General features: G+C 74.0%; 16 protein-coding genes and 2 tRNA genes. 15 read left to right on the top strand and 3 right to left on the bottom strand.

The window, feature by feature from the left end; genetic code table 11:
• The first annotated feature begins 29 nt into the window (after positions 1–29).
• The 4 genes from ACWERV_RS19915 to ACWERV_RS19900 all read left to right on the top strand — a co-directional run bounded on the left by ACWERV_RS19915 (position 30) and on the right by ACWERV_RS19900 (position 3,611).
• On the top strand, positions 30–1,910 hold the full coding sequence (locus tag ACWERV_RS19915; RefSeq protein WP_452934663.1) for an LCP family protein: 1,881 nt from the start codon (positions 30–32) through the stop codon (positions 1,908–1,910).
• 158 nt (positions 1,911–2,068) lie between these two features.
• Positions 2,069–2,494 carry a ribosome silencing factor gene (gene rsfS / locus ACWERV_RS19910; RefSeq protein ID WP_452934660.1) on the top strand — a complete coding sequence of 142 codons (426 nt, stop codon included), beginning with the start codon at positions 2,069–2,071 and terminating at the stop codon, positions 2,492–2,494.
• Positions 2,491–3,144, top strand: coding sequence for a histidine phosphatase family protein (locus tag ACWERV_RS19905; protein ID WP_398182145.1), 654 nt, complete (start codon positions 2,491–2,493; stop codon positions 3,142–3,144). The genes rsfS and ACWERV_RS19905 overlap by 4 nt, the downstream gene beginning before the upstream one ends.
• Before the next feature lie 394 nt (positions 3,145–3,538).
• Positions 3,539–3,611: transfer RNA gene (locus tag ACWERV_RS19900), tRNA-Ala, on the top strand.
• 80 nt (positions 3,612–3,691) lie between these two features.
• On the opposite strand, the gene ACWERV_RS19895 is transcribed toward ACWERV_RS19900, so the two are convergent.
• Positions 3,692–4,684, bottom strand: coding sequence for a helix-turn-helix transcriptional regulator (locus ACWERV_RS19895; RefSeq protein ID WP_398181726.1), 993 nt, complete (start codon positions 4,682–4,684; stop codon positions 3,692–3,694).
• Between the two features lie 101 nt (positions 4,685–4,785).
• Between ACWERV_RS19895 and ACWERV_RS19890 the strand changes: the two genes are divergently transcribed.
• A complete protein-coding gene (locus tag ACWERV_RS19890; protein ID WP_452934656.1) occupies positions 4,786–6,297 on the top strand; it encodes an MFS transporter in 1,512 nt (503 codons plus the stop codon).
• 70 nt (positions 6,298–6,367) lie between these two features.
• On the opposite strand, the gene ACWERV_RS19885 is transcribed toward ACWERV_RS19890, so the two are convergent.
• Positions 6,368–7,438 (bottom strand): alkene reductase, encoded by a 1,071-nt coding sequence (locus ACWERV_RS19885; protein WP_452934653.1) that lies wholly within the window; start codon positions 7,436–7,438, stop codon positions 6,368–6,370.
• A 178-nt stretch (positions 7,439–7,616) separates the two neighbouring features.
• Between ACWERV_RS19885 and ACWERV_RS19880 the strand changes: the two genes are divergently transcribed.
• The 7 genes from ACWERV_RS19880 to ACWERV_RS19850 all read left to right on the top strand — a co-directional run bounded on the left by ACWERV_RS19880 (position 7,617) and on the right by ACWERV_RS19850 (position 18,843).
• A tRNA-Ala gene (locus ACWERV_RS19880) sits at positions 7,617–7,689 on the top strand.
• 441 nt (positions 7,690–8,130) lie between these two features.
• On the top strand, positions 8,131–10,065 hold the full coding sequence (locus ACWERV_RS19875; RefSeq protein WP_452934650.1) for a S53 family peptidase: 1,935 nt from the start codon (positions 8,131–8,133) through the stop codon (positions 10,063–10,065).
• Between the two features lie 353 nt (positions 10,066–10,418).
• Entirely contained in the window at positions 10,419–13,292 is a 2,874-nt protein-coding gene (leuS, locus tag ACWERV_RS19870) for a leucine--tRNA ligase (RefSeq protein ID WP_452934648.1), read from the top strand.
• Between the two features lie 135 nt (positions 13,293–13,427).
• Positions 13,428–14,006, top strand: coding sequence for a hypothetical protein (locus ACWERV_RS19865; protein WP_452934646.1), 579 nt, complete (start codon positions 13,428–13,430; stop codon positions 14,004–14,006).
• 112 nt (positions 14,007–14,118) lie between these two features.
• Positions 14,119–14,964 carry a DegV family protein gene (locus ACWERV_RS19860; protein ID WP_398181745.1) on the top strand — a complete coding sequence of 282 codons (846 nt, stop codon included), beginning with the start codon at positions 14,119–14,121 and terminating at the stop codon, positions 14,962–14,964.
• 184 nt (positions 14,965–15,148) lie between these two features.
• Positions 15,149–15,850 carry a helix-hairpin-helix domain-containing protein gene (locus ACWERV_RS19855; protein WP_452934643.1) on the top strand — a complete coding sequence of 234 codons (702 nt, stop codon included), beginning with the start codon at positions 15,149–15,151 and terminating at the stop codon, positions 15,848–15,850.
• A gap of 515 nt (positions 15,851–16,365) precedes the next feature.
• On the top strand, positions 16,366–18,843 hold the full coding sequence (locus ACWERV_RS19850) for a ComEC/Rec2 family competence protein (protein ID WP_452934640.1): 2,478 nt from the start codon (positions 16,366–16,368) through the stop codon (positions 18,841–18,843).
• Here the strand turns inward: ACWERV_RS19850 and ACWERV_RS19845 are convergent.
• Complete coding sequence (locus ACWERV_RS19845; RefSeq protein WP_452934637.1) at positions 18,728–19,237, bottom strand: nuclear transport factor 2 family protein; 510 nt, start codon at positions 19,235–19,237, stop codon at positions 18,728–18,730. The genes ACWERV_RS19850 and ACWERV_RS19845 overlap by 116 nt on opposite strands.
• Positions 19,238–19,371: 134 nt before the next feature.
• On the opposite strand from ACWERV_RS19845, the gene ACWERV_RS19840 reads away from it, so the two are divergent.
• From ACWERV_RS19840 to ACWERV_RS19830, 3 genes are all read left to right on the top strand, one after another.
• Positions 19,372–20,262, top strand: a complete 891-nt coding sequence (locus tag ACWERV_RS19840; RefSeq protein WP_452934635.1) for a LysR family transcriptional regulator — start codon at positions 19,372–19,374, stop codon at positions 20,260–20,262.
• A 107-nt stretch (positions 20,263–20,369) separates the two neighbouring features.
• Complete coding sequence (locus ACWERV_RS19835) at positions 20,370–21,029, top strand: helix-turn-helix domain-containing protein (RefSeq protein WP_452934633.1); 660 nt, start codon at positions 20,370–20,372, stop codon at positions 21,027–21,029.
• Positions 21,026–22,315 carry an MFS transporter gene (locus tag ACWERV_RS19830; RefSeq protein WP_452934630.1) on the top strand — a complete coding sequence of 430 codons (1,290 nt, stop codon included), beginning with the start codon at positions 21,026–21,028 and terminating at the stop codon, positions 22,313–22,315. The genes ACWERV_RS19835 and ACWERV_RS19830 overlap by 4 nt, the downstream gene beginning before the upstream one ends.
• Positions 22,316–22,371 lie beyond the last annotated feature (56 nt).

Here is a 22,371-nt window from a genome sequence, read left to right as displayed (position 1 = left end):
GCGAACCACAGCAGGTGAAGGGGTTCCTCGTGAACGACGCAAACCCCCGTTGGCACTATGCCGAGGGTGGACCAGACGACGAGAGGGACCCGAACCGGCAGGAGCCCTACTACGGGCAGCAGCCCTACGGTTACGAGGGGTACGGCGACCAGGGCGGTTACGACGAGTACGGCCGCCCCCGCCCGCAGGCGCCCCGGCAGCACGTCCAGCAGGCCCGCCCCGTCCCCCCGCAGCAGCAGTCCCCGCCCCCGCAGTCCGGCTACCAGGACCCCTACCAGACCTACGGCGGCGGCCACATCCCGCAGCAGCCCCAGCAGCCGTACTACGAACAGCCCCCGCAGCCGCAGTCCTACGACACCGGGCAGCACACCGCGTACCAGACCGGCCAGATGCCGGTGTACGACACCGGTCAGCAGCCGGTCTACGAGACGGGCCAGCAGCCGGTCTACGAGACGGGCCAGACGCCGGTCTACGACACCGGGCAGCAGCAGGCCTACGACACCAGGCAGCACACCGCGTACCAGACGGGCCAGATGCCGGTCTACGACACCGGCCAGCAGCAGGCGTACACGACCGGGCAGATCCCCGCGCAGGCCGAGCCGCCCGCGGAACCGCAGGCCGGGCCGGGCAAGGGCGACGGGCGCGGCGGCTACCAGACCGAGATGTTCGCCTTCGTCGACGAGGAGTCCGAGCAGTCGGAGGAGGTCATCGACTGGCTGAAGTTCTCCGAGTCGCGCACCGAACGCCGTGAGGAGGCCCGGCGGCGCAGCCGCCACCGCAAGACCGGGCTCGTCCTGGTGCTGGTGCTCGCCCTCCTCGGCGGCGCCGGGTACCTGTGGCAGGCCGGCAAGCTGCCGGGGACGCACAAGGACAAGGCCACGACGGCGGCGGCGGGCGGGCCGCAGAAGCGCGACGTCGTCGTCGTGCACTTCATGCCCGTCGACGGCGGCCCCAGCGACACCGCGCTGCTCGTCGACAACGCCACCAAGAAGCGCGGCACCACCGTGCTGCTGCCCAACACCCTCTCCGTCACCTCCGACGACGGCACCGCCACCACCCTCGACAAGGCCGTCGACGACGGCATAGGCCCGACCCGGGACTCCCTGAACACCCTGCTCGGCGCCGACATCAAAGGCAGCTGGCGGCTCGACAGCCCCTATCTGGAGCTGTTGGTCGACGCGCTCGGCGACGTCTACGTGGACACCGACACCGCGGTGAAGGGCACCGGCAAGGACAGCGGCAAGACCGTCGTGCCGCAGGGCAAGCAGCAGGAGCTGTCCGGGCAGGCGGCCGTCGCGTACGCCACCTACCGGGGCGCCGGGGAACCGCAGAGCAAGCAGCTCGCCCGCTTCGGGCAGGTCTTCCAGGCGGTCCTGAAGAAGATGCCGAGCGACGCCGACGGCGCCACCAAGACCGTGCAGGCCCTCAGCCAGATCCTCGACCCGTCGCTCACCGACAAGCAGCTCGGCGCGTCCCTCGCCCAGCTCGCCGACCTCGCCAAGACCGGGCAGTACGACACCACGATGCTCCCGGTGCAGAAGGACGGCACCCTCAGCGCGGACGCCACCGACTCCGTCAAGGAGCTGCTGGGCGGCACCGTCAAGCAGTCCGAGGGCACCACCCAGCCGCGCGTCCTGATCACCGACGCGACCGGCAGCAAGTCCGCCGCCTCGATGGCGCAGGCCGCGATCGTGAACGGCGCCACGTACACCTACGTCTCCGGCGGCAAGGCGAGCGCCACCAAGAGCACCTCCCAGATCCTCTACGCGGACGCCGCCCGGCTGGAGGCGGCCAAGGACGTCGCGGCCACTCTGGGCCTGCCGCCGACTGCGGTCGCCAAGGGCAAGGTGCCGTCCAACGCGGACATCGCCGTCACGCTCGGCAAGGACTACACGCCGGACGCCTCCTGACCGCGGCCGCGGCCGTACCCGCGCCGACCGGCGCTTTCACCGGCTCCGGCCGGCGCGGGCAGGAAGAACCGGACGCCCGGTCGAAAATCCGGTCGGGGGCTGTCGGAGGGTCGTGAGACCCTTGAAGCAGTAGAGCCCCCGACCGGAAAGCCGTATCCGTGACCGCCACTGACCGCTCCATCGAGCTGACCCGCGCCGCCGCGCAGGCCGCCGCCGACAAGCTCGCGCACGACGTCATCGCCTACGACGTCAGCGACGTGCTCTCCATCACCGACACCTTCCTGGTCGCCTCCGCCCCGAACGACCGCCAGGTGCGGGCCATCGTCGACGCCATCGAGGACAAGCTCCGCGACGAACTGGACGCCAAGCCGGTCCGCCGCGAGGGCGAGCGCGAGGGCCGCTGGGTGCTGCTCGACTACGTCGACATCGTCGTGCACGTCCAGCACTCCGAGGAGCGGGTCTTCTACGCGCTGGAGCGGCTCTGGAAGGACTGCCCCGAGATCCCCCTGCCCGAGGACGCGGTGGCCACCCGCGGCAAGGGCAAGGAGCACGCCGGGACGGCCGACGACGGGATCGTCAGCTGAACGGCCGGCGCAGCGGCCGGGGCCGCCGGATCGTGCTGTGGCGGCACGGCCAGACGGAATGGAATCTGGAGCAGCGCTTCCAGGGCACGACCGACATCCGGCTCACCGAGACCGGCGTCGCCCAGGCCCGCCGCGCCGCCCGGCTGCTCGCCGCCCTCGCGCCGGACGCGATCATCTCCTCCGACCTCAGCCGGGCCGCCGCCACCGCGTCCGAGCTGTCCGTCCTGACCGGCCTCCCCGTCACCCACCACAAGGCCCTCCAGGAGACCTACGCCGGTCACTGGCAGGGCCTGACCCACGAGGAGATCGTCGGCCGCTACGGCGAGCAGTACGCCGCCTGGAAGCGCGGTGAGCCCGTCCGCCGCGGCGGCGGCGAACTGGAGACCGAGGTCGCCGACCGCGCCGCCCCCGTCGTCCTCGCCGCCGCCGACGAGCTGTCCGACGGCGGGGTCCTCGTCGTCGTCAGCCACGGCGGCACGATCCGTACGACCATCGGCCGCCTGCTCGGGCTCGCCCCCGAGACATGGGAGTCCCTCGGCGGCCTCTCCAACTGCTGCTGGTCCGTCCTCGGCGAGGGTGCTCGCGGCTGGCGGTTGACGGAACACAACGCGGGCACCCTGCCCGAGCCCGTGCTGGGCGACGACACATAGCCCTCGCCGGGCGGGCGTCTGCACCCCCCACCTGCCCCGCCGGGCACCCGTTGTCTGCGGCTGCGCGTGCCGCGCGGGGCGAGCGTTTTCGGGCACGTCTGCGCGGCCGGGCATCCCGTTTTTAGGGGCGCGGGGAACTGCGCGAGCAACCCACCACCGGCCGGTGGTCCGGTACGGACCGAACTGCCCCTTCGGGTCGGTGACGACCCGCGCCCCGGTGGGGGCTGAGCGCGCAGTTCCCCGCGCCCCTGAGGGGTACCGCCCTCCGCAGAGGGCAAGCCCCTGAGGGGTACCGCCCTCCGCAGAGGGCAGGCCCCTGAGGGGTACCGCCCTGCGCAGCAGAAAGCCGATTTCGTTCCCGTCCGGGGAACGGCTATGATTTCTGACGTCGCAAGGGGCTGTAGCTCAGTTGGTAGAGCGCTTGCATGGCATGCAAGAGGTCCGGGGTTCAATTCCCCGTAGCTCCACAGCAGCAGGAAACGAGGGCGGTGCCCTCCCGCGGAGACGCGGGGGAGCACCGCCCTCCGTGCGTGCGGCGGCGTGCCGCTCAGGTTTCGTGCGGGCACTTCGTGGGGCGGCCTGAGGCCTCGCGCTCGGCGAGGATGACGGAGAGCCTGCGGCCGTGGACGGCGCAGCCCACGACGGGGTCGGGGATGGCGCGCAGCGTCTCGACGGACTGCCGGTCCGCCTCGGTGGCGGGGGTGTAGACGACGTAGCGGTGTTCGGCCATGCCGTCGATGCTGAGCGACATCGAGGTCAGGGTGATCGTGCCGACGGCCGGGTGCCGGAAGGTCTTGACGCGCTTGCCGGGCGCGGCGACGTCGCCGCTGGCCCACATCTGCGCGAAGTCCGCGCTCGACTTGATCATGAGCGCGACGAAGGACTCCCACGCGGGCTCCCCGACGTGCCGCCCGTAGCTGCGCCGTACCTGCGCGACCATCCACGGCAGCTCGTCCGCGCTGTTGACGAAGGTCTGGCAGCAGTCGGGCACGGTGAAGAGCTTGTAGAGCACGTTGCGCTCCCAGCGCTCCACGAGCGAGGTCATCGGCCACAGTGTGCGGTAGGTCGCGTTGGTGGCGCGGACGTCGTAGCGGCTGTTGTAGATCGCGGCGGGCAGCGGGTTGAGGGCGTCGAGGACGCCCTGGAACTCCTCGCCGACCGTGTCGGTGTCGGCGGCGGGCTCGCGGACGAAGGGGATGCCGGCCAGCCGGTAGAGGTGCTCGCACTCGGTGGCGTCGAGCATCAGCACCCGGGCGACGGCGTCCAGCACCTGGACGCTGGCGTTGATCGGGCGTCCCTGTTCGAGCCAGGTGTACCAGGTGACGCCGACCCCGGCGAGCTGCGCGACCTCCTCGCGGCGCAGTCCGGGGGTGCGCCGCCGCAGGCCGGGCGGCATGCCGACGTCCTGCGGGGTGATCCGGGCGCGGCGGCTGCGCAGGAAGGCGGCGAGCTCGGTGCGGCGGGCTCCGCCGGCGCGCCGGGATCCGGTGGCATCCCGGGACCCGGTCCGGGTGGGGGGCGCTGCCGGTGGCTGGGGCATACGCTCATCGTCCCCAACGCGTCCGGCGGCTGCCAGGTGCTGGCACTACCAGGATCACGGGGCTCTCGTTACCCGTATCGCGGGGGCCGCAGGCTCGGCCCATGACTCCTTCTCCGTCGAACGGCGCGACCGTGACCGGCGCCACCACCCGTACTCCCACGACCGCGGCGGCCGGTGCCGGACCCGATACCGGGACCCGCCGCACCGGCCGGGCGGGTCCGCCGCCCGGACTGCTGCTGGGCACCATCCTGATGGGCCAGTTCATGGCCCTGCTGGACGTCTTCATCGTCAACGTGGCCGCGCCGACCATGCGCGACGACCTGCACGCCTCGGGCGCGCAGCTCCAGCTGGTCATCGCCGGCTACTCGATCAGCTACTCGGTGCTGCTGATCACCGGTGCCCGGCTCGGCGGCCTGCTGGGGCACCGGCGGCTGTTCATGGCCGGCCTCGCGGTCTTCACCGCGGCCTCGCTCGCGTGCGGCCTGGCGCAGGGCACGGGCGAGCTGATCGGTTTCCGCTTCGTGCAGGGCGCGGGCTCGGCCCTGATGATCCCGCAGGTGCTGAGCCTGCTCCAGCTCAACTTCAGCGGCGAGGCCAGGACACGCGCGATGAGTGTCTACTCCGCGGTGCTGTCGTCGGGCGCCGCGCTCGGCCAGACGCTGGGCGGGGTGCTGGTGAGCGCGGATTTGTTCGGGACGGGCTGGCGGCCGGTCTTCCTGGTCAACGTGCCGATCGGGCTGGCCATGCTGCTGATCGCGCCGCGCGTGCTGCCCGCCGACGGGCCGCGCGACCAGGCCCGTACGCGCGGCCTCGACCTGCCGGGGCTGGTCGTGCTCGCCGCGGCCGTGACGCTGTTCACCGTGCCGCTCGTGCTGGGGCAGGAGGAGGGCTGGCCGGTGTGGGGCTGGGTGTGCCTGGCGCTGAGCGCGGTGCTGCTGGCGGTCTTCGCGCTGCTGGAGATGCGGCTCGCGCGGCGCGGCGGCGCCCCGCTGATCGCGCCGCGGGTGCTGCGGGCGCCGGGCATGCTGCGGGCGAGCCTGGTGATCCTGGCGACGATGGGTTCCAACGCGGGCTTCCTGTTCGCCATCGCCCTGCACCTGCAGAGCGGGCTCGGCTTCAGCGCCCTGCGCACCGGGCTGACGTTCGCCTTCGCCGCGGTCACCTTCGGCACGGTGGGGCTGAACTGGCGGCGGCTGCCGGTGTCGTGGCGGCCGTGGCTGGCGGGCGCGGGCCTGCTGCTCGCCGCGGTGTCCTTCGCGGGGCTGGGCCTGGCGCTGCGCGGCGGCGGGGACGGCGGCGCCGCCCTCTACGTGTGGCTGCTGGTGCTGGGCGCCGGGCTCGGCTTCGGCTTCAGCCCCACCCTCACGATGGCGCTGGGCACGATAGCCCCGCAGGACGCGGCGGACGCCTCCGGCTTCCTGGCCACGGTCACGCAGATCGCCCAGCTGCTGGGTGTCGCGACGCTCGGCACGCTCTTCCTGAGCCGGGTGAGCGGGCCGGGCGCCCACGCCTCGGCGCACGCCTACACCGTGCTGACGGTGGCGATGACGGCGGTGTGCGTCGCCGGTGCGGCGGCGGGCCTGGCCCGGGGCCGGGCCCGCAAGGCGGCATGAGGCCCGTCCGGGGCCCGACGGCCGCAGCGGCGTACGGTGCGCTGCGGCCGTCCGGCGCCCGCCGGGCGGCTCAGCCGTCCAGGGCCGGGTAGTCGGTGTAGCCGCGGTCGCCGCCGCCGTAGTACGTCGCCCGGTCCGCGGTGCTGTACGGGCCGCCGGCCCGCAGCCGGGCGGGCAGGTCGGGGTTGGCGACGAAGAGCGTGCCGTACGAGACCATGTCCGCGGTGCCGTCCTCGACGAGGCCCAGCTGCTCCGGGCCGTTGTGCCGCACACCGGCCCTGGCGTTGAGGACGAGCACGCCGGGGAAGCGCTTGCGCAGCTCCAGCGTCAGCGCCCGGTCGCCGCTCTCCACGACGTGCAGGTAGCCGGGGCTGACCGGCTCCAGGGCGCGCAGCAGCGCGAGGTAGGTCGGCTCGGGGTCGGGCTCGTCGATGTCGCCGAGGGTGTTTCCGGGGGAGATCCGCAGGCCGGTGCGCTCGGCCCCGATCGCGTCGGCGACGGCCCGGACGACCTCGGCGGCGAAGCGGGCCCGCCCTTCCGGGGTGCCGCCCCAGCCGTCGGTGCGGCGGTTGGTGTTGGGGGCCAGGAACTGGTGGACCAGGTAGCCGTTGGCGGCGTGCACCTCGACCCCGTCGAACCCGGCCGCGACGGCGTTGCGGGCGGCGGCGGCGTGCTCGGCGATCGTGCGGGCGATGCCGCTCTCGTCCAGCTCGGCGGGCTCCTCGAACTCCTGCGGGCCGGCCGCCGTGTAGACGCTGCCCTGGGCCCGTACCGGCGAGGGGGCGACCGGCCGCAGCCCGTCCGGCAGCAGCGAGCGGTGGCCGATCCGGCCGGTGTGCATGAGCTGCACGAAGATCCGGCCGCCGGCCTCGTGCACGGCGTCGGTCACCCGCCGCCAGCCGGCCACCTGCTCCGCGCTGTGCAGTCCCGGGGTGTCCGGGTAGCCCTGTCCGCCCACGGAGGGCTGGGTGCCCTCGGTGACGATGAGCCCGGCGGAGGCCCGCTGGGCGTAATACGCGGCGGTGCTCGCGGTCGGGCTGAGCCCGGGGCCGTACGCCCGGCTGCGGGTCATGGGTGCCATCACGATCCGGTTGGGCAGCCGGTGGCCGCCCAGGTCTATCGGGTCGAACGCGGTGGTCACGGCGGTCGTCTCCCCTCTCGGCGGGCCCGGTCGGCACCTCGGCCGCCGCCACCGTAACCCCGGGTCGGCCGTCGGTTTGTTGCCGCTTCATGAACTTCGCCGGGACCGCGGATTTGCTCCGGCCACCCGGGGAGCGTGTAAAGTAACCCCAGGTCGCCGGGGGATCCCGGCGGTGTGCGGGGCTGTAGCTCAGTTGGTAGAGCGCTTGCATGGCATGCAAGAGGTCCGGGGTTCAATTCCCCGTAGCTCCACTTCGTCCGACCTTCCGGTGTCTGCCGGGGTCGTCGAGGGTCCTGCCGGAGGCGGGGTCCGGGTGCGTGAGGCATCCGGGCCCCGCTTTCGTCGTTTCCGGTGATTGTCATACCGCCGGGCGTGGGATCGGCCGGTCCTGGCTGCGTGCACCGGCGGGGGATGGGTAGTAGGTCTGGGGTGTCCGCCTGAGGCTCCGTCAGCGAGTGGCGCCTTAGAGGTTTTCCGGCTTCGGGAGGTTCCCGCAGGGACGTTTCCTTGACCTGCTCTTGGGAAAATCGTGGTCCTGGCATGAACTGATCAGCGAAAGAGTGTCGCTTTGCGGTGCGGTGTGTACGCATAGCGGCGACACCGCACGGTCCGCTCGTACCAGGGACAGCCCGACAACGCGACAACTCGCTTCGCATGGGGGTTACATGAGATTTGAGCGCAAGAGGACGCGTATGGCGCTCGTGGCGGCCACCGCGCTGCCGCTGGTCGCCGGAGCGCTCGCGCTTTCGACCCAGTCCGCGTCGGCCGACCAGCCGTCCGGACGCCAGCTCCTGTCCGGCACCAAGCCGCAGTGGGCCACCGCTCAGGCGGACCGCGGTGCCACTGCCGACTCCGCCGCGGTGACCGTCCGGGTCTACCTCGCGGGCAAGGACGCCAAGGGCCTCGCCGCCTACGCGAAGTCCGTGTCGGACCCGAACTCCGCCGACTACGGCCACTACCTGACGGCGGCCCAGGCGAAGACCGCCTACGGCCCGACCAAGGCCCAGGTGTCCGAGGTCACGGCGTGGCTGAAGTCGGCGGGCATGAAGGTGACCGCCTCCAACGACCACTACCTCACCGTCACCGGTGACGTGGCGGCCGCGGAGAAGGCCTTCGGCACCCAGTTGCACAACTACAGCAAGTCGGGCCACGTCTACCGCGCCCCGACCGGCACCGCGACCGCGCCCGCCGCACTGAACGGCGCGGTCCTCACCGTCACGGGCCTGGACACGGCGCCCAAGAAGTCCACCCACGACGACGAGCTGCCGCCGCCCGGTGAGGTCTTCAAGAACGCCGGACCGTTCTCCACGTACTACGGCTCGAAGATCGCCAAGCAGTACCCGACCGCGTACGGCGACAAGGCGCCCTACGCGATCCAGGGCTACACCGGCGACCAGCTGCGGGCCGCGTACGGCGCGGGCAAGTACACCGGCAAGGGCGTGACCGTCGCGATCACCGACGCGTTCGCCTCGCCGTACATCGCCCAGGACGCGGCGCGCTACGCCAAGGACACCGGCGGCCAGAAGTACAAGAAGGGCCAGCTCAGCCAGGTCCTGCCGAGCGACTACAACAGCACCGAGGACTGCGACGCGGGCGGCTGGTACGGCGAGGAGACCCTCGACGTCGAGGCCGTGCACGCCGTGGCCCCGGACGCGAACATCGTCTACGTCGGCGGCGCCTCCTGCTTCGACGACGACCTGCTCGACGCGCTGAACAAGGTCGTCGACAACCACCTCGCCGACATCGTCTCCAACTCCTGGGGCGACGTCGAGGCCAACGAGACGCCGGACATCGCGGCGGCCTACGACCAGGTCTTCCAGCAGGGCGCGGTCGAGGGCATCGGCTTCTACTTCTCCTCCGGCGACGCGGGCGACAACGTCGCCTCGACCGGTGTGAAGCAGGCCGACACGCCCGGCAACTCGCCGTGGGCCACGTCCGTGGGCGGCACCTCGCTCGCGGTCGGCAAGAACGACAAGTACCTGTTCGAGACCGGCTGGGGCACCCTGCGCGCCCCGCTGTCCGCGGACGGCAAGAACTGGGACGGCTTCCCCGGCCCGTACACCTCGGGCGCCGGCGGCGGCACCAGCAAGTACTACGACCAGCCGTACTACCAGCGCGGTGTGGTCCCGGACTCGCTGGCCCTGGCCAACGGTGGCAGCGTCAAGCAGCGTGTCGAGCCCGACATCGCCGCGGTCGCCGACCCGAACACCGGCTTCCTGGTGGGTCAGACCCAGACCTACCCGGACGGCTCGCTCCAGTACAGCACCTACCGCATCGGCGGCACCTCGCTGGCCGCGCCGGTCATCGCCGGCGTCCAGGCGCTCGCCGAGCAGGCCCGGCACGGCATCGCCATCGGCTTCGCCAACCCGCTGATCTACTCCCAGTACGGCACGTCGTCCTACCACGACGTGACCGACCACCCGCTGGGCCAGGGCAAGGGCCTCGGCGTGGTCCGCGTGGACTACGCGAACTCCGTCGACGACTCCGACGGCACGATCGTCTCGCTGCGTACGCTCGGCGCCGACGCGTCGCTGCACGCCACGGTCGGCTACGACGACGTCACCGGCGTGGGCACGCCCGCGAAGGGGTACATCACCTCCTCGCTGCCGCCCAAGCACAAGAAGTAACGGCATCCGCCAGGGGCACGGCCCCGCACCGGCCACGGTGCGGGGCCGTCGCCCTGTCCGGACCCTGACCGGAGCCGGTCCGCGGCCGGGCGCGCCGCCGTGCCCGCGCCCGTCCACAGCCGGGCCGTACCACCGTGCGTCCGGCCGGGCCGCTGCGGTAATCTGGGGCCATGCGACGAGCCACGAGCCTCCTGCTTAGCGAGCCGCGCTGACCACGAACCACGTCAGTGCGGCACCCCTCCTGCGCGAGGGGCTTTTTTGTTTGTCCCGCCGATGACGGGATGCCGCAAGCAGGACCACCAGGCAGCGATGGCCGTAGCAGCCGTCATGACATCGATGGAGTACCGAGGACGATGAGCGACACCACCCCGGCCGCCGAGACGGCTGCGCCGCACCGCTACACCGCACAGCTGGCCGCCGAGATCGAGGGCCGCTGGCAGGAGTACTGGGACGAGCACGGCACCTTCGCCGCCCCCAACCCGACCGGCGCCCTGAACGCCGATCCGCAGGAGGCCGCGAAGCCCAAGCGCTTCATCATGGACATGTTCCCGTACCCCTCGGGTGCGGGACTGCACGTCGGCCACCCGCTGGGCTACATCGCCACCGACGTCTCGGCCCGCTACCAGCGCATGACCGGCCACAACGTCCTGCACACCCTGGGCTTCGACGCGTTCGGCCTGCCCGCCGAGCAGTACGCCGTGCAGACCGGCACCCACCCGCGGGTCTCCACCGAGGCCAACATCGTCACCATGCGCGCCCAGCTGCGCCGCCTGGGCCTGGGCCACGACCGCCGCCGCTCCTTCGCGACGATCGACCCCGACTACTACCGCTGGACGCAGTGGATCTTCCTGCAGATCTACAACTCCTGGTACGACGAGGCCGCCGACCGCGCCCGCCCCATCGCCGACCTGGTCGCGCAGTTCGAGGACGGCACCCGCGCCACCCCCGACGGCCGCCCCTGGGCCGAGCTGACCCCCGCCGAGCGCTCCGACGTGCTGGGCGGCCACCGGCTGGCCTACGCCGCCGAGTCGCCCGTCAACTGGTGCCCCGGCCTGGGCACCGTGCTGGCCAACGAGGAGGTCACGTCCGACGGGCGCTCCGAGCGCGGCAACTACCCCGTCTTCAAGGCCAAGCTGCGCCAGTGGATGATGCGCATCACCGCCTACGCCGACCGGCTGCTGACCGACCTGGACGCGCTGGACTGGCCCGAGGCGATCAAGCTGCAGCAGCGCAACTGGATCGGCCGCAGCGAGGGCGCCCGCGTCGACTTCCCCGTCCACGGGTCCGACGGCGAGCACGCGGTGACCGTCTTCACGACCCGCCAGGACACCCTGTTCGGCGCCACCTACATGGTGCTGGCCCCCGAGCACGAGCTGGTCGACGCGATCGTCCCGGCCGCCTGGCCCGAGGGCACCGGCGAGGCCTGGACCGGCGGCCACGCCACCCCCGGGGACGCCGTCGCCGCCTACCGCAAGCAGGCCGCGTCGAAGTCCGACGTCGAGCGGCAGGCCGACGCGAAGGAGAAGACCGGCGTCTTCACCGGCGCCTACGCCGTCAACCCGGTCAGCGGCGAGCCCGTCCCCGTCTTCGTCGCCGACTACGTCCTGATGGGCTACGGCACCGGCGCGATCATGGCCGTCCCCGCCCACGACAGCCGCGACTTCGCCTTCGCGCGCGCCTTCGACCTGCCCATGCGCTGCGTCGTCCGGCCCACCGACGGCCGCGGCGAGGACCCGGCCGAGTGGGACGACGCCTTCGCCTCCTACGACGCCGTCATCGTCAACTCCGCCAACGAGACCGTCTCGCTGGACGGCCTGGGCGTCACCGAGGCCAAGGCCGCGGTCACCACCTGGCTGGCCGAGCGCGGCATCGGCCACGGCACCGTCAACTACCGCCTGCGCGACTGGCTGTTCAGCCGCCAGCGGTACTGGGGCGAGCCCTTCCCGATCGTCTACGACGAGGACGGCGTCGCGCACGCGCTGCCCGACTCGATGCTGCCCGTCGAGCTGCCCGAGGTCGACGACTACAGCCCGCGCACCTTCGACCCGGACGACGCCGACACCTCGCCCGAGACCCCGCTGTCCCGCAACGCCGAGTGGGCGACCGTCGAGCTGGACCTGGGCGACGGCCCGCGCACCTACCGCCGCGAGACCAACACCATGCCCAACTGGGCGGGCTCCTGCTGGTACGAGCTGCGCTACCTGGACCCGTTCAACACCGACAAGATCGTCGACCCGGCCGTCGAGGCGTACTGGATGGGCCCGCGCGAGGGACAGCCCGCAGGCGGTGTCGACCTGTACGTCGGCGGCGCCGAGCACGCCGTGCTGCACCTGCTGTACGCGCGCTTCTGGCACAAGGTGCTGTTCGACCTGGGCCACATCTCGTCCTACGAGCCCTTCCACAAGCTGTTCAACCAGGGCATGATCCAGGCCCACGTCTACCGCGACGCACGCGGCATCGCCGTCCCCGCGGCCGAGATCACCGAGGAGGACGGCGCCTACTTCCACCAGGGCGAGAAGGTCAGCCGGCTGCTGGGCAAGATGGGCAAGTCGCTGAAGAACGCCGTCACGCCCGACGAGATCTGCGCCGAGTTCGGCGCCGACACGCTGCGGCTGTACGAGATGGCCATGGGCCCGCTGGACGTCTCCCGGCCGTGGGACACCCGAGCCGTCGTCGGCCAGTACCGGCTGCTGCAGCGGCTGTGGCGCAACGTCGTGGACGAGACCACCGGCGAGGTCACCGTCACCGACGCCGAGCCCGACGAGGAGACGCTGCGCGCCCTGCACAAGGCCATCGACGGCGTCGGCGGCGACATGGCGGGCCTGCGCTTCAACACCGCCATCGCCAAGATCACCGAGCTGAACAACCACCTGACGAAGACCGGCGGCCCGCTGCCGCGCACCGTGGCCGAGCAGCTGGTCCTGCTGGTCGCGCCGCTGGCCCCGCACATCGCCGAGGAGCTGTGGTCGCGGCTGGGCCACACCGGTTCGCTGGCGCACGCCGACTTCCCCGTCGCCGACCCGGCCCTGGCCCAGGACCCGGCCGTGACCTGCGTCGTCCAGATCAAGGGCAAGGTCAAGGCCCGCCTGGAGGTCCCGCCGGCCATCACCGACGCCGACCTGGAGGCCCTGGCCCTGGCCGACCCCGCCGTCACCGCGGCGCTGGACGGCGCGGCGGTGCGCAAGGTGATCGTGCGCGCGCCGAAGCTGGTCAACATCGTCGTCTGAGCTCGCGCGGCCGTCCCTTAGGGGCAGGCTTGGGGGATCCACCGGATCCCTCGGGCCTGCCCCTTGCCGTTACCGTGGAGGTACGCGTCCGTCGCGGACGTACGTGACCTCGCCCCAGCCCAGGAGGAGCGGCCTGTGGAAACCGCCGGGATCATCGTTCTCCTGCTCGTGCTGGCCTTCCTGGTGCTGGTGGGCGTCGTGGCGGTACGCACCGTGCGCGCCGTCAAGCGCGGAGTGGCCCGCGGCACCGCGCAGGCCCGCCGGGTCGTCGAGGACACCCAGCTCAAGGCCCGCCGCTTCACCACGCCCGGCCCCGGCGGCGAGGTGGCCCAACTGCGCATCGACCTGCGGGCCGCGATCGACAGCACCTTCGCCGCGCTGGACGCGCGCCGCGCCGACGACCCCGCCCTCGCCGAGGCCGCGGCCCTGCTCGCCCGCCTCAACGACCACGCCCGCGCCCTCGACGGCGAGCTCAAGCTGCTCGAACGCGAGCCGGACCGGTCGCGCGTCGCGACCCGCCTCCCCGAACTCACCACCCGCGTCCGCCAGGTCACCCACTCCGCGGACTCCCTGCGCTGGGCCGCCCAGGACCGCGCCGAGCACGCCACCGCCGACGACCTGGCCTCCCTGAACGACCAGATCGCCATAGAATCCGCCGCCCTGCGCCACTGGACCCCGACGGAACCGCCGAAGCTGCCGTCGCCGGGGGAGTGAGCTCGCCCCCGCGGGGGCGCGGGACGAGGTGCGTCCCGGTGAACGGCGTGTCCCGGCCGGTGGGGCGGGCCGAGCTGTCGCCCCGGCCCGCGCCCCGGGTAATCTCCCGGACATGCCCCCGCACGTCGCCATCGTCACGGACTCCACGGCCTACCTCGGCCGTGACGCCCTGATCCGCCACCACATCACCATCGTTCCCCTCACCGTGGTGATCGGCGACGAGGCCCTGGAGGAGGGCACCGAGATCTCCGCGCCCGCGGTCGCGCGGGCGCTGCAACGGCGCCGCCCGGTGACCACGTCCCGCCCCGCGCCGCCGGAGTTCACCGCCGCGTACGAGGCCGCCGCCGCGTCCGGCGCGTCCGCGATCGTCTCCCTCCACCTGTCCGCCGACTTCTCGGGTACGTACGACGCCGCGCTCGTCGCGGCGAAGGACGCGCCCGTGCCCGTCCGCGTCGTGGACACCGGCATGGTCGCGATGGCCCTCGGCTTCACCGTGCTCGCCGCCGCGGAGGCGGCGGAGGCGGGCGGTACGGCGGACGAGGTGGTCGCGGCCGCGGAGAAACGGGCGGCGGACACGTCCGCGTACTTCTACGTCGACACCCTCGACTACCTGCGCAGAGGCGGCCGGATCGGCGCCGCCCAGGCCCTCTTCGGCTCAGCCCTCGCGGTGAAGCCGCTGCTGCGGCTGGCCGACGGGCGGATCGAGCTGCTGGAGAAGGTGCGTACCGCCTCGAAGGCGATCACGCGCCTGGAGGAGATCGTCGTCGAGCAGGCCGGCACACGGACGGTCGCCCTCGCGGTGCACCACCTCGCCGCCGCCGAACGGGCCGCCGTCCTCGCGGAGCGCCTGCGCGACCGCGTCCCCGGCCTGGACGACCTCGTCGTGAGCGAGGTGGGCGCGGTGATCGGCGCCCACGCGGGACCGGGGCTGCTGGGCGTGGTGGTCTCGCCGCACTGAACACGCCGGTCCGCGGGCGGGGTCGGGAGTTTTCCACAGGTTGCGGACCAAGATCATCGCGGGTGGTGCCGAGCGGTCCACGATGATCGGTATGAACGTGACGAGCGCGACACGCGCGACATACTCGGCAGGATCGGCAGGATCGGCGGGCTCGGCGGGCTCGGCAGGCTCGGCAAGAGCGAAGGTGCCCGGGGAAGCGTGGGAGCGGGCGTCCGCGATCTTCCCGGAGGCGGGTCCGCCCCCGCCGTCCCCCGGGGAGAGCCCGCCGCCCGGACGGGCCGCGCGGGTCCGGACCTGGCTGCTGCTGCGCTGCGGCCTCGAACTGCGCACGGTGGCGGCCCTGGCGGTGGTGCTGCTGGCGGCGACGGGGCTCGCGGTGCGCCATTACATGACGGGGCGCCCCCAGACGGTACGGATCCCCGCGGCCCTCCCGCCGCCCACTCCCGCCCCGGCTCCCGGCCCCTCGCCGGCCCGCCCCGCCCTGACGATCGACATCGCCGGCAAGGTCGCGAGCCCTGGCCTGCGCCACCTCCCGCCGGGCTCCCGCGTCGCCGACGCCCTGACCGCGGCGGGCGGCCCCCTCCCCGGCACCGACACGACCTCCCTCAACCTCGCCCGCCCCCTCACCGACGGCGAACAACTCCTCGTCGGCCAGCCACCCCCACCCCCCACCACGGAGTCCGGCACCCCCACCACCCCCCTGAGCCTCAACTCCGCCACGGCCCCCCAACTCGACGCCCTCCCCGGCGTCGGCCCCGTCCTGGCCCAGCACATCCTCGACTACCGCACCCAGCACGGCGCCTTCACCACCCTCCAGCAACTCCGCCAAGTCCCCGGCATCGGCGACCGCAAATTCACCACCCTCAAACCCCTGGTCCACCCATGACCCCACCCCACCCGGACGACGCGACCACGCCCCCCACAGGGACCGGCCCCCCACCCCGGCTCGGGCCCCCCGCACGGGTCGGGCCGACACCCCGCAGGTCCCCGGGCCCGCCCCCCGCACAGGGTGAGTCAGCGCCCCGCAGGGGCGCGGGGAACTGCGCGCTCGGCCACGACGAGACGGGCAGCCAGGCCACGCCGGGCAAGGGGCAGGACCTCAGGGGCGCGGGGAACTGCGCGCTCAGCCACGACGAGACGGGCAGCCGGACAACGCCGAGCAAGCGGCAGGAGGGAGCCCACCCCCGCAAGCCGCAAGCCCCTGCGGAGGAAGCTCGGAACGGGCAACGCCCGCCGCAGGCGCCTGTGCACGCGGCGGCGAAATCACGGCTCGGCGCGGCGAACCCGCGCCAGGAGGGCCCGCCGGACCTGCGGCTCGTCCCACCCGCCCTGGCGGCCTGGGCGGCGGCAGCACTGACGCCCACCGCGGGGTGGAGGACCGTCCTCCTCACGGCGACCGCCGTGGCAGCGGCATACGCGGTCGCGGCGGCAGCCACAAGGCGGCTCGGGCCCGCCCACCCCCGAAAAAGCACGCTCACCGCCGCAGCAGCGGCAACCCTGCTGAGCCTCGTGGCGGCAGCCACCACCGCGGCGCTCGCGGACGCGGACCTCCACCGCGGCCCCCTCCCGGACCTGGCCGCCCGCAGGGCACACGCGGAGGTGGTGCTGCGGGTCACGGGCGACCCGTTCACCGCCCGCTCCCGCGCTCCCGCAGGGCGAGCCCCGACCGTGGTGGTCCCGGCGGAAGCGATCCGCGTCGGCCCGACGAGGACCCGCACACCCGTCGTGGTGCTGGCCGACGACGCCCGCCCCCCGGTGTGGGCACGGCTCGTGCCGTCGACGACCCTGCGGGTGGCAGCCCGCATCGCCCCCTCGACCCGCCCCGGCGAGTCCGCGGCGATACTGCGCCCGACGGGCCCGCCCCGCGTGCTGAGCCCGCCGAGCACGTCCCAGCGGGTCGCGGCCCGGCTGCGCGGCGGCCTGCGCACGGCGAGCGCGGGTCTGCCCGCGGACGTCCGCGGACTGCTCCCGGGTCTGGTGACGGGCGACACCGGCGCACTGCCCGCGTCGCTCAAGGAGTCGTTCGAGGCGACGGACCTCGCGCACCTCACGTCCGTGTCGGGGGCGAACCTCACGATCGTCCTGCTGCTCCTGATCGGCCCCCCGGCCGAGGCCGTGCGGGCGGAACGCCGCGGCCTGGCGGCGGCACTGGGCGTGCCGTTGCGGCTGACGGCGGTGCTGGGCGCGGCCTTGACGGGCGCGTTCGTGCTGGTGTGCCGTCCGGGCCCGAGCGTGCTGCGGGCGGCGGTGTGCGGCCTGATCACGCTGCTGGCGATCGGTACGGGCCGCCGCAGGTCGCTGCTGCCCGCGCTGTGCGGCGCGGTCCTGCTGCTGGTGCTGTGCGATCCGCCGGTCGCCCGCTCGTACGGCTTCGCCCTGTCCGTGCTGGCGACGGGCTCGCTGCTGGCGCTGGCGCCGCGGTGGTGCGCGGCCCTGCGCCGCCGCGGGGTGCCGCCGCGGGCGGCGGAGGCGCTGGCGGCGGCGGGTGCGGCGCAGGCGGCGTGCGCTCCGCTGCTGGTGGTGCTGTCGGGGCGGCTCAGCCTGGTGGGCGTGCCGTGCAATCTGCTGGCGGAGCCCGCGGTCGCGCCTGCGACGGTGCTGGGTTTCGGCGCGCTGGTGCTGGCGCCGCTGTCCCCGGCCGCGGCGGCGGCCACGGCGTGGGCGGCGGGCTGGCCGGTGCGGTGGATCGCGGCGGTGGCCCGGCACGGCGCCGCGCTGCCGGGTGCGCAGATGGGCTGGCCGGGCGGCTGGGCGGGCGCGGCGCTGCTGGCGGCGCTGACGGTCGCGGTCGCGGTGGCGGCGCGGGGCGGCCGTCTGCTGCGGGGGCTCGCGGCGCGGCCGTGGACCGCGGCGGGAGCGGCCTTGCTGGTGCTGCTGGCGCTGACCCGGCCGGTGCCGCTGCCGTTGCCCGTGCCGTTGCCGGGGCGGGAGGCGCGGTGGCCGCCCGCGGGCTGGCGGTTCGCGATGTGCGACGTGGGGCAGGGCGACGCGCTGGCGCTGTCCGCGGGGCCGGGCAGCGCGGTGGTCGTGGACACCGGTCCTGATCCGGCGCTCGCCGACCGCTGTCTGCGCGACCTGCGGGTCACTTCGGTGCCGCTGCTGATCCTGACGCACTTTCACGCCGATCACGCGGACGGCCTCGGCGGTGTGCTGCGCGGGCGCGCGGTCGGGGCGATCGAGACGACGGTGCTGGACGAACCGGCGCCGGAGGCCGCGCGGGTGCGGCGGGAGGCGGCGGCCGCGGGTGTGCCGGTGCTGCGGGCGGCGGCGGGGGAGCAGCGCGCGGTGGGCCCGCTGGCCTGGCGGGTGCTGTGGCCGCCGCCGGACGCGGGGGAGTTGCCGGACGACGACCCCAACGACGCGAGCGTGGCGCTGCTGGTGCGCACGGGCGGCCTGACGCTGCTGCTCGCCGGGGATCTGGGCCCCGAGACGCAGCGCGAGGTGCTGGCGTCGGTGCCGGATCTGCCGCGGGTGGACGTGCTGAAGGTCCCGCACCACGGCAGCGCGTTCCGGGACGACGCGTTCTTCGCCCGGCTGCACCCGCGGCTGGCGCTCGTCTCGGTGGGGGCGCACAACACGTACCACCACCCGGCGCCGGGGACGGTCGCGGCGCTGCGGGCGCTGGGCGCCACCGTGCTGCGGACGGACCGGGACGGTCCCGTCGCCGTCACCGCGGGTCCGGGCGGGCTGCGCGCCTCGGTGCCCCGCCGCGGGGGCGGCGGCCTGCTCGCGGCGGGGGAGGGGCGGCGGGCCCTGGCGGCGGTCAGGCGCCGAAGATCGCGGTGGGGTCCCCGGTGTACCAGGCGTTGTCGATGCGCATCCGGCGGATCACCCAGCGGTCGCCGTCGCGCACCAGGTCCACCGCGTAGGGGTTCTTGAGCAGCGCGAAGGTGCCGTGGTCGGCGGTCAGCAGGTGCTGGGCCTCGACGAGGGCGGTGAGGCGGGCGGTGTCGCCGTCGATCGCGATGCGCGGGTTGGTGACCTGGTGGGTGGTGTCCACGCGTCCGGCGAAGAGGCCGAGGATGGTGGTGACGATGCTGTCCCGCCCGGCCAGCAGCGGGGCGGTGCCGCCCCACTTCGCGGAGGCGGGGGCGAAGTCCACCTCGGCGTCGGGCGCGAAGGCGGAGGCGAAGAGTGCGGCGTCCCGGAGGTCCTGGCCGAGGCCGAAACGCAGCAGGGCGTCGAGGATCTCCGTGCGGTCGCGCAGCTCCCGCAGGACCGCCGGGGTGTCGGCGGCGGGGGCGCTGAGGGCGTGGGGTCCGGTGACGTACATCGCTCGCTCCTGGTGCGGGTCGGCCGGCTGAGCCGGATCGGTGCTGACCCGACCTTCGCCGGGCGCGGCGGCCGGATCAATGCCGGGCTGTGCAACGATCGTCGAGTCGGACTTGACGATGCGGGGGCGGCGCGGTGCTGGAGCGGCAGGAGCTGGAGACGCTGCTCACGCTGGCCGAGGAGCTGCATTTCGGCCGGACCGCCGAGCGGCTGCACGTCTCCACCGCCCGGGTCAGCCAGACGGTCGCGAAGCTCGAACGCCGGGTCGGCGCCTCGCTGTTCGCGCGCACCAGCCGCCGGGTGGAGCTGACGCCGCTCGGCAGCCGGCTCGTCGCGGAGCTGCGGCCGGCGTGGGAGCGGATCGCGGCGGCGTACCAGGCCGCGGTCGAGGCGGCCCGCGGGCTCACGGGCACGCTGGACGCGGCCTTCGTCGGCGCGGCGGGCGGGCAGCTGCTGGCGGGCGCGGCCGAGCTCTTCCGGGAGCGGGCGCCCGGCTGCGAGGTCCGCATCCGTGAGGTGCAGCCCGCGGACGTCGTGGCCGGGCTCCGCGCGGGCGAGGCCGACCTGGTGCTGGCGGGCCTTCCGGTGGACGCCCCCGGGATCGTCTCCGGGCCGGTGCTGATCGGTGAGGCGCGCATGCTCGCCGTGCCCGCGGGCCATCCTTTCGCCCGCCGCGAGTCGCTGTCCGTGGAGGATCTGGCCCGGGTGACGCTGCTGCGGCTCCCCGCCCACGCGCCTGCGTCCCTCCAGGAGGACCGCGCGCCGAGCGTCACCCCGGCCGGGCGGCCGGTCGCGCACGGCCCGGCGGCGGCGACGTACAACGAGCTGCTCACGCTCGTCGGCGCGGGCCGGGGCGCGCTCGTCGTCGGCGCCCAGACCCGCCGCTACTACGCACGCCCCGACGTCGCCTACGTCCCCTTCCGGGACGCCCCGCCCGTGGAATGGGCCCTGCACTGGCGGGCCGACGCCGCCACCGCCCGCGTGCTGGCCTTCGCCGACGCCGTCCGCGCGCTGCTCGGCCGCTGACCTGGGGCCGTACGGCCTTCCGCCCGCCGCGCGCCCGCCTCCCGCGGCCTGCCCACACTCTAAAGCCTTCTTGCTAAAGAAGTCTTGAGAAAGTTATCGTGAGAAACATGTCCGAGACGCCGCGCGACCACCAGATCCACCTCAGCGATCCGCGCGCCCTGCGCGCGTACGCCCACCCCACCCGCATGACGCTGGTCGGCCTGCTGCGCACGGAGGGGCCGTTCACCGCGACGCGGGCGGCCGAGCTTACCGGGGAGTCCGTCGCCAGCTGCTCCTACCACCTGCGGATACTGGCCAAGTACGGCCTCGTCGAGGAGGCGGAGCCGGGGGCGTCGGGGCGGGAGAAGCCATGGCGCGCCACCGCGTCGTACACCGACTGGCCGACCTACTCGGAGGATCCGGCGGTCGCGGACGCCGCCGAGGCGCTGAGCGTGGCCGTGGCGGAGTCGCAGTTCAACCGCCTGATGCGGGCCCGCGAGCTGCGGCACACGCTGCCCCCGCAGTGGCAGCGCGCCGAGACGTACTCCGACGCGATCCTCTACCTCACCCCCGAGGAGCTGTCCGAGCTGGGGGAAAGGGTCACCGCGGTGATCGCGGAGTACGCGCAGCGCGGCCAGGACCCGGCGCACCGCCCGCCGACCGCCCGCCGGGTGGCCTATCTGCACACCGGCTACGTCGCCCCCGAGCAGCCGGGGAAGCCCGCGGACGCCGGGCCGGAGCCCGCCCCCGGGGAGGGGCAGGAACCCGCCCCCGGGGAGGCGCCGTGAGCACCGCCACCGCGGTCCGCGCGCTCGCGGGCCGGGCGCCCGCGCTGCTGCGCGAGCGGCAGTTCCGCCGCTACTGGGCCGGTCAGACCGTCTCCCTCTTCGGCGACGAGGTGACCTATCTGGCCGTGCCGCTCGCCGCCGTCCTGGTGCTGCACACCGGGCCGACCGGCATGGGCTGGCTGCGCTTCGCCGGGCTGCTGCCCGCGCTGCTCTTCTCGCTGCACGGCGGGGTCTGGGCGGACCGCCGCGGGCGGCGCCGCCGGACGATGATCGCCGCGGACCTCGCCCGCGCCGCGCTCATGGCGTCCGTTCCGCTCGCCTACGCCCTCGGTGTGCTGACCTTCGCCCAGCTCTGCGTCGTCGTCTTCGCCGTCGGCACCCTCGCCGTCGCCTTCGACGTCTGCAACGCCACGCTCTTCGTCGCGCTCGTGGACCGGCAGAGCTACGTCACCGGCAGCTCGCTGGTGAGCGGCAGCCGGGCCTTCTCCTTCATGGCCGGGCCCAGCGCCGGGGGTCTGCTGGTGCAGCTGCTCGCGGCCCCGCTGGCGCTGCTCGTGGACGCGGTCTCGTACGTCGTCTCGGCCTGGCAGCTCGCCCGGATAGCGCCCGAGGAGCCGCCCGCCGTCCCGCGCGCCCGCGGCCAGCTCACCGAGGGGCTGCGCTTCATCGGGCGCTCCGCGCTGCTGCGCCCGATGCTGTCCTGTGTCGCCACGATCAACCTCTTCAACTTCGCCTTCAGCACCCTCGTCGTCCTCTACGCGGTGGACGGCCTCGGGCTGAGCGCCGGGACGCTGGGCCTGGTCATCGGCGCCGGGGCGCTCGGCAGCCTGCTCGGCTCGGTGGTCAGCGGGCGGATCGTGCGGGCGATCGGCATCGGCCCGGCCCTGACACTGGGCGCGGTCGCCTTCCCCGTCCCACTGGTGCTCGTGCCGATGGCGGGCGGCCCGACCCCGCTGGTGCTGGCGGCCTTCTTCGTCGCGGAGTTCGCGGGCGGGGTCGGTGTGATGCTGCTCGACATCAGCGCGGACACGCTCAAGGCCGCCGTCATCCCCAACGCCCTGCGCTCGCGCGTGTCCGGCGCCTTCCGCATGGTCAACTACGGGGTTCGCCCGCTCGGCGCGCTCGCCGGCGGCTTCCTTGGCTCGGCGATCGGGCTGCGCCCCGCGCTGTGGGTCGTGACCGTGGCGGCCGCGCTCGGCGCGCTGTGGCTGCTGCCGTCCCCGATACCGCGGCTGCGCCGGCTGCCGGAGCCGGAGGAGCCCGAGCAGTCCGCCCACCCCGCCTGACCGCGTCCGACCGCGCCGGGGGACGCCTGGCCGCGACAGGCCCCGTCGCAGGTCAG

The organism is Streptomyces sp. NPDC004031, from assembly GCF_053604375.1.
Note: the sequence above shows the minus strand (reverse complement) of the source record. Positions and strands in the feature narration are given on the sequence as shown.